The 12762-nt window shown below is 66.1% G+C and carries 11 protein-coding genes; all 11 read left to right on the top strand.

Annotated features, from left to right (window positions below):
- Positions 1-131: 131 nt before the first annotated feature.
- The 11 genes from ACIBG0_RS13745 (at position 132) to ACIBG0_RS13695 (ending at position 12722) form a co-directional block, all read left to right on the top strand.
- Complete coding sequence (locus ACIBG0_RS13745; RefSeq protein WP_397032316.1) at positions 132-2561, top strand: Tex family protein; 2430 nt, start codon at positions 132-134, stop codon at positions 2559-2561.
- Between the two features lie 31 nt (positions 2562-2592).
- Positions 2593-3462 (top strand): hypothetical protein, encoded by an 870-nt coding sequence (locus tag ACIBG0_RS13740; protein WP_397032314.1) that lies wholly within the window; start codon positions 2593-2595, stop codon positions 3460-3462.
- Positions 3463-3913: 451 nt separating this feature from the next.
- On the top strand, positions 3914-4255 hold the full coding sequence (gene rplS, locus ACIBG0_RS13735) for a 50S ribosomal protein L19 (RefSeq protein ID WP_011210681.1): 342 nt from the start codon (positions 3914-3916) through the stop codon (positions 4253-4255).
- A gap of 107 nt (positions 4256-4362) precedes the next feature.
- Entirely contained in the window at positions 4363-5106 is a 744-nt protein-coding gene (gene lepB, locus ACIBG0_RS13730; RefSeq protein WP_397032691.1) for a signal peptidase I, read from the top strand.
- Between the two features lie 25 nt (positions 5107-5131).
- Positions 5132-5938, top strand: coding sequence for a ribonuclease HII (locus tag ACIBG0_RS13725; RefSeq protein ID WP_397032312.1), 807 nt, complete (start codon positions 5132-5134; stop codon positions 5936-5938).
- 46 nt (positions 5939-5984) lie between these two features.
- On the top strand, positions 5985-6290 hold the full coding sequence (locus ACIBG0_RS13720; RefSeq protein ID WP_011210678.1) for a DUF2469 domain-containing protein: 306 nt from the start codon (positions 5985-5987) through the stop codon (positions 6288-6290).
- Between the two features lie 172 nt (positions 6291-6462).
- A complete protein-coding gene (locus ACIBG0_RS13715) occupies positions 6463-6819 on the top strand; it encodes a YraN family protein (RefSeq protein ID WP_397032311.1) in 357 nt (118 codons plus the stop codon).
- Positions 6819-8327, top strand: coding sequence for a YifB family Mg chelatase-like AAA ATPase (locus tag ACIBG0_RS13710; RefSeq protein WP_397032309.1), 1509 nt, complete (start codon positions 6819-6821; stop codon positions 8325-8327). Before ACIBG0_RS13715 ends, ACIBG0_RS13710 begins: the two co-directional genes overlap by 1 nt.
- 710 nt (positions 8328-9037) lie before the next feature.
- Positions 9038-10156 (top strand): DNA-processing protein DprA, encoded by a 1119-nt coding sequence (gene dprA / locus ACIBG0_RS13705; protein ID WP_397032307.1) that lies wholly within the window; start codon positions 9038-9040, stop codon positions 10154-10156.
- 392 nt (positions 10157-10548) lie between these two features.
- Complete coding sequence (locus tag ACIBG0_RS13700) at positions 10549-11469, top strand: tyrosine recombinase XerC (protein ID WP_397032305.1); 921 nt, start codon at positions 10549-10551, stop codon at positions 11467-11469.
- Between the two features lie 524 nt (positions 11470-11993).
- Positions 11994-12722: an acetoacetate decarboxylase family protein gene (locus ACIBG0_RS13695; protein WP_397032303.1), complete on the top strand. Its 729-nt coding sequence runs from the start codon at positions 11994-11996 to the stop codon at positions 12720-12722.
- Positions 12723-12762: the final 40 nt, after the last annotated feature.

Raw genomic sequence — 12762 nt, 5'->3', positions numbered from 1 at the left:
GGGCGGGAAGAATGAGTCCGGGTCTCACCCGATGCTCCGGACCAGTGCTGACACCGCGCAATTCGGTCATCCGCAACCCGGTTTACCTGGGCGTGGGCCGCTTGTCAGGCGACAACGGTAGTGTCTCGGGCGTGACGACAGCGCCCGAGATCGCCAGTTCAGCGACGAACACCGACACGACCGCCGCCACACCGGCCGCGACCACAGCTCTGGCCAGCGTGGGCCGGCGCATCGCCGATGAGCTCGGCGTGCGCGAGACCCAGGTCCGGGCCGCCGTCGAGCTGCTGGATGCGGGTTCCACGGTGCCCTTCATCGCGCGGTACCGAAAAGAGGTCACCGGTGGCCTCGATGACGCCCAGCTCCGCCAGCTCGACGAGCGCCTGACCTACCTGCGCGAACTCGACGAGCGCCGCGGCGCGATCATCGAATCCATCAAGGGCCAGGGCAAACTCGATGACGCGCTGCTCGGGCAGCTGATGACCGCCGAGACCAAGGCCCGCCTCGAAGACATCTACCTGCCGTACAAGCCGAAGCGGCGCACCAAGGCGCAGATCGCCCGCGAGGCCGGTCACGAACCCGTCGCCGATGCGCTGATCGGCGATCCGACCACCGATCCCGCCCAGTACACCGCCGAACAGCTCGACGGTGCCCGCGCCATTCTGGTCGAGCGTTTCGCCGAGGACGCCGATCTGGTCGGCGAACTGCGTGAGCTGATGTGGAACCGCGGCCAGGTCAGCTCGAGCGTGCGGCCGGGCAAGGAGGAGGCGGGCGCTAAGTTCGCCGACTACTTCGAGTTCAGCGAGCCGTTCACCAAGCTGCCCTCGCACCGGATCCTCGCGCTGCTGCGCGGAGAGAAGGAAGAGATCCTGCAGCTGCAGCTCGAGCCCGACACCGAGGAGTTGCAGCCCGGCGAGCGCTCAGTCTACGAGGGCCGCATCGCGGTGAAGTTCGATATCGCCGATCGGGGCCGGGCCGCCGATACCTGGTTGCTGGATACGGTGCGCTGGGCGTGGCGCACGAAACTGCAAGTGAGCCTTGGTATCGACACCCGCATGCGGTTGCGTCAGGCCGCCGAGAAGGACGCCGTCGACGTTTTCGCCGCGAACCTGCGCGACCTGCTGCTGGCCGCTCCCGCGGGTACCCGCACCACCATGGGGCTGGACCCGGGCTACCGTACCGGCGTGAAGGTCGCCGTCGTCGACGCCACCGGCAAGGTGGTCGCGACCGAGGTCATCTACCCGCACAAGCCGCAGGGCCAGACCGAGAAATCCCTCGCAGTACTCGGCGCGCTGGTCGCCCGCTTCGGCGTCGAACTCATCGCCATCGGCAACGGCACCGCCTCGCGCGAGACCGATGCCCTTGCCGCCGAACTTATTTCCCGGATTCCGGAGCACAAGCCGACCAAGATCGTGGTCTCCGAGGCAGGCGCATCGGTGTACTCCGCATCGGCGTATGCCTCGCAGGAACTACCGGATATGGACGTCTCGCTGCGCGGCGCGGTTTCCATCGCCCGTCGTCTGCAGGACCCGCTGGCCGAGCTGGTGAAGATCGACCCGAAGTCCATCGGCGTCGGTCAGTACCAGCACGATGTCTCCGAAACCCTGCTGGCCCGCTCGCTGGGCGCGGTGGTCGAGGATGCGGTGAACGCGGTCGGTGTCGATGTGAACACCGCATCGGTGCCGCTGCTGTCGCGGGTTTCCGGTATCGCCAATTCGATCGCCGAAAGCATTGTGTCGCACCGTGATCAGCACGGCCCGTTCCGCAGCCGCACCGCACTGCTCGACGTGCCGCGCCTGGGTCCCAAGGCCTTCGAACAGTGCGCGGGCTTCCTGCGCATCCGCGGCGGCGACGATCCGCTCGATACCTCCGCCGTGCACCCCGAGGCCTATCCGGTGGTGCGGCGCATCCTGGAATCGACCGGGCGCGGCATGTCGGAACTGATCGGCAACACCACCACCTTGCGCGCGCTGCGGCCCGCCGATTTCACCGATGAGAAGTTCGGTATCCCCACCGTTACCGACATCATCTCCGAACTCGAGAAGCCGGGTCGCGACCCGCGTCCGGAATTCAAGACGGCCGAATTCGCGGCGGGTGTGGAGAAGGTCGCGGATCTGCGGCCGGGCATGGTGCTCGAGGGGGTAGTCACCAATGTGGCCGCATTCGGTGCCTTTGTCGATGTCGGTGTGCACCAGGACGGCCTCGTGCACGTCTCGGCCATGTCGCACAACTTCGTCAAGGATCCGCGCGAGGTCGTGAAGTCCGGTGATGTCGTCAAGGTGAAGGTGCTCGAGGTCGATGTCGCACGTCAGCGCATCGGGCTGTCGCTGCGGTTGGACGATGAGCCGGGCGTAGCGGCCAAGGGCGACGGTGGTCGCGGTCGTGGCCAAGGCGGTCGGGGAGGGCAGGATCGCGGCGGACAGCGGCAGAATGGTCAGGGTAGGCAGCAGGCCCAGGGCAGGCAGCAGAACCAGGGCCGCAACCAGGGCAACCAGCGGCGCAACGCCCCCGCACCGAGCGGTTCGATGGCGGATGCGCTGCGGCGGGCCGGTTTCGGGCAGTAAGGGCGATACGGGCGGAGGTTTGTAGGAGGCCATGCGACGGTGGCTCGAAGACGATGTGATCGGGCACGGCCGCCTTCCGCTGCTGTGTTTCCTCCTCGGGTTCATCGTCGGCTTCCTGCTGATCCGGCTCAGCGTGCGGTTGATCCGCAAGCAGGTCCGCTGGTGGCCCGGTAATCTGCGCTCCGGTGGTGTGCACATCCACCACATGGTGTTCGGGGTCATCCTCGTACTGCTGTCCGGCATCGGGATGGTCACCACGTACGCGAATGCCACCACGCTCACCGCGAGCCTGCTCGCCGCCGTCTTCGGTGTCGGCGCGGCCCTGACCCTCGACGAATTCGCGCTGATCTTCTATCTGCGCGATGTGTACTGGGAGGAGCAGGGCCGCACCTCGGTGGACGCGGTCTTCGTCGCGCTCGCGGTGACCGGACTACTGCTGCTCGGATTCCATCCGCTGTGGCTACTGGATATCAACGACTTCCGTCGCGATGCCAGCACCGGAGTCCGTATCTTCATCGTTCTGTTCGCCGTGGTGAATCTCGGGCTGGCGGCAATCGTCATCGCGAAGGGCAAGATCTGGACCGGGCTGTTCGGCATGTTCTTCCTGCCCCTACTCGTAGTCGGCGCATTCCGCCTGAGCCGACCGGGAGCACCGTGGGCTCGTTGGCGTTATCCAGGCAGGCGGCGGCTCATGTATCGGGCGATCGTCCGCGAACGTCGGTACCGACGCCCAATGATCCGCGCGAAGATCTTCGTACAAGACCTCGTTGCCGGAAAACCCGACGTCGTCCACGTCCGCGAGGCCGCCGAAGCCGAATTGGCCCGTACCGTCGTCCCCGCACCCCCGGCCCCCGCCCATTGGCACCTGCCCGCCGTGTCCGACCACTCCCATCGCGACTGATCGTTGCGCCTTCCCAGCGCAACTGCACCGTGTCTCGCGTTCACGAGAATGCGCTGGTGCATGGACCGAATCCGCCAGCACCGCTTGCTGTTCCGGCTGCGCTGCCGCCTCCCATATCGTTCGTCGGCGACGAGCCGAAGGCCTGGTTCGCGCCGCTGGGTTTCGCGGGTCCTCCTCCCATCAAGGGCCCTGCGCCCGACCAGACCACTTGTGGTCTGATGGGAGAGGAATCGATCACGGAAATCCGCCATGCCGTCTCGCGGCCGCGGTGCACCGCGCGGCCATCGGGTGAACGGGGCCCGATTTTTCCCGCGACCCGCCGATCTGGCACAATGCACAGGTTGCCCTGGGTGCATTCGACCCACGGAGCACCCCTTATTCGGAGTATGAACCGGTCGAGCACGCCAGTGCCGCCAGGGTCCTCTGCTCGCGCAAACATCAGAAGGATGAAATGAACACCCTTGACTTCGTCGACGAAAAGTCGCTGCGCAGCGACGTCCCCGACTTCCGTCCGGGCGACACGCTCAACGTGCACGTGAAGGTCATCGAAGGCTCGAAGGAGCGCATCCAGGTCTTCAAGGGCGTCGTGATCCGGCGTCAGGGTGGCGGCATCCGCGAGACCTTCACCGTCCGCAAGGTGTCGTTCGGTGTCGGCGTGGAGCGCACCTTCCCGGTGCACAGCCCCAACATCGACCACATCGATGTCGTGACCCGCGGTGACGTCCGCCGTGCCAAGCTGTACTACCTGCGCGATCTGCGCGGCAAGGCCGCCAAGATCAAGGAAAAGCGCTGACCTACTAGCGGCACCGCTCGGCACGAAAGTTCTTCAGCTAGCCCGGCATCGGACGTCCGTTCCGGTGCCGGGCTAATCTGTTCGGCGTGGCAGACGAAAGTGGGTCGATGACGGTGTCCGATTCGGACGACGAGGGCGTGAGCCGCCGCTCACGACGCTCCAAGCGCAAGCAGCGCCCCTTCTGGCAAGAACTGCCGGTCCTCATTGTCATCGCCGCGGTAATCGCGGCACTCATGGTCAGTTTCGTTGGGCGCCCGTACGTCATTCCGTCCCAGTCGATGGAAGAGACGTTGCTCATCGGCGACCGCATCTACGTGGAGAAGCCGAGCTACTACTGGGGCGAGCCGCAGCCCGGTGATGTCGTGGTGTTCGTCGGGCCGCCCTCCTGGAACACCCGCTACCAGTCGATCCGGTCCAGCAATGTCGTCGTGCGCGGCGTGCAGAACTTCTTCTCTTTCTTCGGACTCGTGCCGCCGGATGAGAACGATCTGGTGAAGCGGGTGATCGCCGTCGGTGGCCAGACCGTGCAGTGCTGTGACGCGCAGGGGCGGGTCATGGTGGACGGCAAGCCGTTGGACGAGCCGTACGTCCTGAACGACTACCCGTGGTACCCGGGTCAGCAGAACGCGACCTACCCTGCAGGGCGGGTATTCGGCCCGGTCAAGGTGCCCGAGGGCAACCTGTGGGTGATGGGCGACAACCGCAACCAGTCCGCCGATTCACGCGCCCACGTCAGCGATAACCTGCAGGGCACCGTCCCGATCGACAATGTGCGTGGCAAGACGGTCTTCAAGATCTGGCCGCCCACCCGGATCGGTCCGGTGAAAGCACAGGATCCCCAGACGAACTGATCAGTGCGAGCCGCAGGATAATTGGATGGTGGGGCACGATCGAGTGGCTAGGGCTAATGGCGCGACTCCGGGCAACGGGTGGCCGCCGCGTGTCGTGATGCGTCGAGCCGGTGGATTGCGCACGCTGGAGGCCGCGCTGATCCGCAGCGGGCTCGGCCCGGTCGCCGGTGTCGATGAGGCCGGGCGCGGCCCCTGTGCGGGACCACTGGTCGTTGCCGCCTGTCTGCTTGCTCCCAAGGCCTACGACCGGCTGGCCGGACTCGACGATTCCAAGAAGCTCACCGAATCCGTGCGCGAGGAGCTGTACCCGGTTATCACCCGGTTGGCGCTGGCCTGGAAGGTCGTCGTCATCCCGGCCTGGGAGATCGATTCGATCGGCATCCATGTCGCCAATATCGAGGGCATGCGCCGCGCGGTCGCCGGACTCGGGCAGGCACCGGGGTATGTGCTGACCGACGGATTCCGGGTGCCCGGAATTCCGGTGCCGTCGCTGCCGGTCATCGGCGGAGACGCGACCGCGGCTTGTATCGCGGCGGCTAGCATCCTGGCCAAGGTGACCAGGGATCGAATGATGGTCGAGCTGGACGAACGGTTCCCGGGCTATGGGTTCGCCGCGCACAAGGGCTACAACACGCCCGAGCACACGGCCGCGCTCGAGCGGCTCGGACCGAGCAGTGAGCATCGCCGATCCTGGCGCAATGTGCGGCTGGCAGCGGGGTTGCGACCGGTAGCCGCGGCGGAGTACGCCGACGCGGAACTGGCCGATGAGGTTTTGCTGGAGGGCGTCGAACCGGATAGCCGAGTGGCTACCGACGCGGCGCATGCGCGATGATGATGTCAGCAGACGCAGTGCGGCGAGAAGGAGGACGTCCCACCCGATGAGTGCCGAGGACCTGGAGAAATACGAAACCGAGATGGAGCTCTCGCTATACCGGGAGTACAAGGACATCGTCGGTCAGTTCTCGTACGTGGTGGAGACCGAGCGCCGCTTCTATCTGGCCAACTCCGTCGAATTGCGGCCGCAGAACGCCGACGGTGAGGTCTACTTCGAGGTGCGCATGAGTGATGCGTGGGTGTGGGATATGTACCGGCCCGCGCGCTTCGTGAAGCATGTTCGGGTGATCACGTTCAAGGACGTGAATATCGAGGAGCTGGAGAAGCCGGATCTGCGGTTGCCCGAGTAGGCGCTCCGACCCGCCGGTGGGTGCTCGCCCCAATAGCATTGGGCACCGACAAGTAGGTGGAGTACGGGTGCTGGATGCCCGGGTTGTCCACAGCTGAGCCGGTATCCACAGGTTTTCTGTTCGCGCAGGTCGCCGTCGTCGGCCGTGGGCGCGGTCCGGGCACGCTGAGCCGGTGGCAGAAAACCAGGCGCTCGGCGCACAAGGGGAAGAACTGGCGGCCCGATTCCTGCAGGCCGCCGGGATGGAGATCATCTGCAGGAATTGGCGGTGCAAGTACGGCGAACTGGATCTGATCGCCCGGGACGGGCGCGTGACTGCCTTCGTCGAGGTCAAAACGCGAAGCGGAACGAGGTTCGGCACGCCCGCCGAGGCGGTCACCTTCGATAAGCAGCAGCGGATCAGGCGGCTTGCGCTGGTGTGGCTCTCCGAACAGGACGGTCGGTGGCGCGATATCCGCTTCGACGTGATTTCGGTGCTGCTGCACCGCGGCCACCGACCGGTGATCGATCATCTGAAAGCGGTGTTCTGATGGCGCTGGGGGTGGCGTATTCGGTCGCGGTGAACGGGGTGGACGGCCAGCTGGTCGAAATCGAGGCGGATATCGGGCAGGGCCTGCCCTCGGTGCACCTGGTCGGCCTGCCCGATACCGCACTGCAGGAATCCCGTGACCGGGTGCGCTCCGCAGTGGCGAATATCGGGGAGAAGTGGCCGGATGGGCGCGTGATCCTGGCACTGTCCCCGGCGACACTGCCCAAAATCGGCAGCGTTTACGATCTTGCGCTCGCGATCGCGGTGCTGGACGCGGCCGGCGCAGTCCCCTCCGATCGGCTCGGAAAGACCGTGCTGCTAGGGGAATTGGCACTGGACGGGCGTGTCCGCCGGGTGCGCGGCATCCTGCCCGCGGTGCTCGCGGCACGCAAGGCGGGTTGGACGCGGGTGATCGTGCCGGAATCCGCACTGGCCGAAGCCGGTCTCGTCGATGGCATCGAGGTTTTCGGTGCCACGAGCTTGCGCACCGTCGTCGCGTGGCTGCGCGGTGAGGGCGGTCTGGTCGAGCCCAATGGCATGCTGCCCGACACGGTGCGCTGCGGCGGCGATCTGAGCGAGGTGGTCGGTCAGGATGAGGCCAGGTGGGCATTGGAGGTCGCCGCGGCCGGCGGACACCACCTGCTGCTCACGGGGCCGCCCGGAATCGGTAAAACCATGCTGGCGCAACGTCTTCCGGGCCTGCTGCCGCCACTAACCGAATCCGAAGCGCTCGAGGTGACGGCCATCCATTCGGTCGCGGGTGCGCTCTCCGACGACGCTCCGCTGATCACTATGCCGCCCTTCGTCGCTCCGCATCACTCGACCTCGGCCAGCGCCATGGTCGGCGGTGGATCGGGGACCGCACGCCCGGGTGCCGTCAGCCGTGCTCATCGCGGGGTTCTGTTCCTCGATGAATGTGCGGAGATAGGGACCAAGGTCCTGGAAGCGATGCGAACTCCCCTGGAAGAGGGCGAAGTTCGCATCGCACGCCGTGACGGTGTGGCTCGCTATCCGGCCCGTTTCCAACTGGTCTTGGCCGCGAATCCCTGCCCATGTGCCCCCGCCCGCGATGTCGACTGCATCTGCGCCCCGCTCGCGCGCCGCCGATACCTCGGCAAGTTGTCCGGGCCGTTGATGGATCGCATAGACATTTGGGTTCAAATGCACGGCCACTCCGGAGCGTCGTTCGCCGCCGAGGAAGCCGAAAGCAGCGAGGTCGTGCGCCGTCGAGTCGCGGCCGCACGGCAAACCGCAGTACAGCGTTGGAAGGACTACGGCTGGTCAACCAACGCCGAAGTCCCCGGCCACATTCTGCGCCAACGTTTCCGACTTCCCCACGAAGCAACCGCCCCCATCGAAGCCGCCCTCCGTCTAGGCCGTCTCTCTGCCCGCGGCGCCGACCGCGCGCTCCGCGTCGCCTGGACCATCTGCGACCTCCGCAACGCCGACCAACCCAGCGCCCAAGACGTACTGGCCGCCTTGAACTTCCGTCAACGGGGTTCCCAATGAGCGGGGCAACTGGAGCCGAGCGCCCGATCGACGGTGAGGTTATGAGGTCTGTTGCGCCAGACATCCGCGGCGGTGCAAACGCCTCGGGGTGCGCAGGCGCAGCGCACATCGGCGCGACCGCTTCGGATCTCGCGGCGACGGCAGCGAGTTGCCCTGCTGCCGCTGGGTGTCCGAGCGAGCCGACGGGCGATGTCTCCGATTGTGCGGCATCGACGGCGTGTGGTGACCGTCCTGCGGGCGGTACCACCCGCACCTCGGTGGGCAGCGGGTCTTGTGCGACGCGAGCGGTCGTTGCGCCCGAAAGCCCAGAGACTGCGGCGGGCGGTGCATCCGACACCGCCAGGTGTGCGATTGAGTCGATGGTCACCTCGGATTGCCGAGCTGCCGTTACCTGTGGCGGTGCTCTTACCGCAGGTCCGCTGGGGGGCGACAGCCCGTATGCCCCAGGCGATTCGGACGTTGCCTCGGATCACGTAGCGGACGACAGATCTATTGCCTCAGCGAATGACGCTGCGGCAACGAGAACCGCGCATGCCTCGCTGGAAAGTGATACGTATCCGGTCGCATTGGTGGTCAGCAGGGTGGATGCGCCGGGCTGTGGCCGGGCTGGCAGCACGCCTCGTCCGGGGCATGGGGTAGTGGATCTCGATGGTTGGGTTTCGAGCGGATCGGAGTTGGCGGTTCCCCGTGGGGATGTTGATGAGCGGCGGTTGGCTTGGGCGTATTTGTCTCGGGTGGTTCAGGGGCCGTGTGCGGCGCTGTCATCGTTGATCGAATCGGTGGGGGTGGTGGAGGCGGCGCGGGCGGTACGGGAGTGTGAGCTGCCGGAGTCGTTGCTCGGTGCGACCGTTAAACGAAGGGAGATCGATTGTGCGGCAAGGGATCTCGAGCGGATAGAGCACTTGGGTGGTCGGTTGGTGACTCCGGACGATCCGGAGTGGCCGGCCTGGCGAATGCTCGGACTCCGACAACTAGAGCCCGGACGCGATCGTGACGGGGCGGTGCCGTTGGCGCTATGGGTGCGTGGGCCGCGCTCGTTGTTGGAGTCGAGCGAGCAGGCGATCGCCGTAGTCGGGGCGCGCTGCAGCAGCGGATACGGCGAGCATGTCACCGGCGAGATCGTCGGGGACCTGGCCGCACAGGGCTGGACAATCGTGTCCGGAGCCGCCTTCGGTATCGACGGTATGGCACATCGCTGCGCGCTAGCCATCGGCGCTCCGACGATCGCCGTCCTTGCCTGCGGCGTCGATCGCCCCTATCCCGCCCAGCACGAGCGACTCTTGGCCGAGATCGCCGAAACAGGTTTGGTAATCAGCGAATATCCGCCGGGTACGGTTGCCCACAAGAACCAGTTCCTGGCCCGCAATCGCCTGATCGCCGCGCTGGCGGACGGCGTCCTCGTCGTAGAAGCGGGACTACGCAGCGGCGCTCGAAATACCGTCAAATGGGCCCGCCGCCTCGGTCGTCCCGCCCTCGCCATCCCCGGTCCGGTCACCGCCGCGTCATCGGCAGGCTGCCACCGCATGATCCGCGAAGGTGAGGCCCTGCTGGTCACCCGCGCCGAAGAGGTCATCGATGAAGCAGGCCCACTACGTCTATCACTTCCAACCACCCAGTCGTCCGACCCCAGCGACCGATTGCAAGGCGAGGAAGCCTCGGTCTATGCCGCCCTCCCCGGAATCGGCTCCCGCCAACCCCGCGCCATCGCCGAAAACTCCGGCCTGGACCTCTCCATCGTCCGTGCCATCCTCCCCGCCCTCGAACTCGCCGGCCTAGTAGGTATAGACGACAACGGCTGGCACCGAACCGCAAATCGTCAGAGCCGATGAAGGATTCAGGCGCCGACCCGATCGCTGCGCGCGCTACTTCCGGGAGTGCCTGCACCTGCGCGGCGAGGTGCTCGTGCCGCGCGGCACGAGGTGTGTGCTCGCCCTCGAGGAGTAACTGTGCTCGCCCGGGAGGCGGATCGTACGTCGGGCACCGAACCTCGAATCCAGCGAACGGGCGCTAGATGACCGCCCTGGCTCCGCAGCGCGCAGACCCACGTCCATGCCGTGTGGGAAATGGTCCTTTCACGGCGAGGAACATTGCGTCTGGAAACCCGTGCTTCGCCACGATGGGGCGAGGCGGTGACGTGGCAGACCGTGTCTACGGCAGTAAACCTACGGTGTTGCGGCGTGCTTACTTGCCAAGTCGGGTTGGGGGCGGTGACGGTAGGGAGATGGAGCTGCCGGAGGATCTCGAGGCGTTGCTGGCGGAGTATGAGCGGCATTTGCGGCTCGGGCGGAATCGGTCGGTGCATACGGCACGGGCGTATGTGGGGGATGCGCGGTCGTTGTTGGGGCATTTGGTCGCGCGATCGGCGGATTCGGCGGTGCGGGAAGTGGATTTGGCATTGTTGCGGTCGTGGTTGGCGGCGCAGTCGGCCGGTGGGGCGGCGCGGACGACCATGGCGCGGCGGGCATCCTCGGCGAGGACGTTCACCGCGTGGCTGACCAGCATTGGGCGGCTAGCGATCGATCCGGGGTTGCGGCTCGGGTCGCCGAAGGCGCATCGGGCGTTGCCCGCGGTACTCGGTACGCAGCAGGCGGTCGCGGCTATGGATGCTGCGGAATCGGGTGCGGCGCAACGCGATCCGATGGCATTGCGGGATCGGCTGATTGTGGAGTTGCTGTACTCGACAGGAATTCGGGTCAGCGAGTTGTGCGGTCTGGATCTCGACGATATCGATCGGGAACGGCGGCTGGTCCGCGTTATCGGTAAGGGCAATAAGGAGCGCTCGGTGCCCTTTGGAGTACCAGCCGACGAGGCGATCGCGAATTGGCTTCAGTACGGTCGCCCCGCACTCGTGACAGCGGACTCCGGGCGCGCCCTACTGCTCGGCCGTCGCGGTAAACGGCTCGACCAGCGACAGGCCAGAACGGTTGTCCACGAGGTCGTTTCGGCAATTCCCGGCGCACCGGATTTGGGACCGCACGGCCTGCGGCATTCGGCCGCAACCCATCTGCTCGAGGGGGGTGCGGACCTGCGCGTAGTACAAGAACTTCTCGGCCACGCCAGTATGGCGACCACCCAGCTCTACACTCATGTCTCCATCGAGCGCCTGAAGAAGGTCCATGATCAAGCTCACCCGCGCGCCTGACGGGCCGCAGAAGCGCGGACGAGGATCGGCGCCCGGTCGGGGCGAGGCGCGCTGTTCAGGCCGGAATCATCGGCCGAGCCGTGCGTGGCTGCCGATACTATCGGTGGACGACCACCGGACTGGAGCCTCGGGTTGGTGCGTTGGCCTTATTGCGCGGGCAGAAACGCGACCAAGCTTGCTCCGGTTCCTGAGTGCCCACCGGAGCGGCGGACGGGAATGCGTACGACCGCCATGATCGGGGCGAAGGTGTCTCCTGGCGCCATCGGCTGAAGTCGCTCCTCCGCTTGCTGCGGCCGCACCTCGCTGTGCGTGTGTGTGCAGCCCACCAGTGGTATGCGAACTCGATGCGGCTCTCCCGTGGGCGCGGTGAAATTGTGAAACGCGTTCTCATGGCGATAAGTGGTGTAGCAATGACGAAATGGCAGCTATTCTGACACGAGTTCTAGTTTGGAGGGATTCGTGAACACCGCACGATTTGTCGACAGGTTCGGTGCATGCCGCACTGCTGTCTCGGGGTCGGGCCGATGAGTACACATACCGTGCTGGGCAAGGAAGTGCGGATGCCGGTGCGGATTCGGCTTGCACGTGCCTTCATGGCGACCTACGCGGTATCGGCGGCCGCCGCCCAGCGACTCATCGACTATTCCGGCCTGCAGATCCTCCGGCTGCCGGGCGGTCGCGCGATGTGCACGCTCGTTTTCGTCGATTACGTCGACGGCGACCTCGGGCCGTACAACGAGTTCGGTGTGTCGTTCATGGTCCGGCACCACACCGCTGGGCACACCAGCGCGCTCGGTGATCTGCGCGCGCTTTCCACCGGTGGCGCGGGTGTCTTCATCCATCGCCTTCCCGTCGACGGGGAATTCACCTTGGCCGCGGGCCGAGGTATCTGGGGTTTCCCGAAGGAAATCGCCGATTTCGGCGCACAGCACGAGGGCAGCGTGCGACGTGGGGTACTGCGTCAGAACGGAGTGTTGATCGTCGACCTCACCATCCGCCCTGGGCTCGCGGTCCCCCAGCGCCGCAGCGGCTCCTCCTTCGATGCGTACTCCCATATCGACGGGATCACCCGCTGCACGCCGTGGCAGATGGAGCCGTCCGGCATGCGCGCGCGGCCCGGTGGCGCCGAACTGTCCCTCGGCGAGCACGCCTGGGCCGACGAATTGCGCTCCCTCGGATTACCCAAGCGTGCACTCATGGCCTCCACTGTTGATCGGCTCGCGATGACCTTTCAGGACGCCGTACCCGTCTGACCGGGGGCGCTGCACCCGCGGGGGTGATCTTCGTGGACGA

This window comes from Nocardia sp. NPDC050630 (genome assembly GCF_044457245.1).
Taxonomy (GTDB): domain Bacteria; phylum Actinomycetota; class Actinomycetes; order Mycobacteriales; family Mycobacteriaceae; genus Nocardia.
Note: the sequence above shows the minus strand (reverse complement) of the source record. Positions and strands in the feature narration are given on the sequence as shown.

What these genes read in the sequence shown, in the direction of transcription:
- lepB (WP_397032691.1), top strand. Translation starts at nt 4,363, where the DNA reads ATGACGGTGTCCGATTCGGACGACGAGGGCGTGAGCCGCCGCTCACGA.
- ACIBG0_RS13725 (WP_397032312.1), top strand. Translation starts at nt 5,132, where the DNA reads ATGGTGGGGCACGATCGAGTGGCTAGGGCTAATGGCGCGACTCCGGGC.
- rplS (WP_011210681.1), top strand. Translation starts at nt 3,914, where the DNA reads ATGAACACCCTTGACTTCGTCGACGAAAAGTCGCTGCGCAGCGACGTC.
- ACIBG0_RS13700 (WP_397032305.1), top strand. Translation starts at nt 10,549, where the DNA reads ATGGAGCTGCCGGAGGATCTCGAGGCGTTGCTGGCGGAGTATGAGCGG.
- ACIBG0_RS13720 (WP_011210678.1), top strand. Translation starts at nt 5,985, where the DNA reads ATGAGTGCCGAGGACCTGGAGAAATACGAAACCGAGATGGAGCTCTCG.
- ACIBG0_RS13740 (WP_397032314.1), top strand. Translation starts at nt 2,593, where the DNA reads ATGCGACGGTGGCTCGAAGACGATGTGATCGGGCACGGCCGCCTTCCG.
- ACIBG0_RS13710 (WP_397032309.1), top strand. Translation starts at nt 6,819, where the DNA reads ATGGCGCTGGGGGTGGCGTATTCGGTCGCGGTGAACGGGGTGGACGGC.
- ACIBG0_RS13695 (WP_397032303.1), top strand. Translation starts at nt 11,994, where the DNA reads ATGAGTACACATACCGTGCTGGGCAAGGAAGTGCGGATGCCGGTGCGG.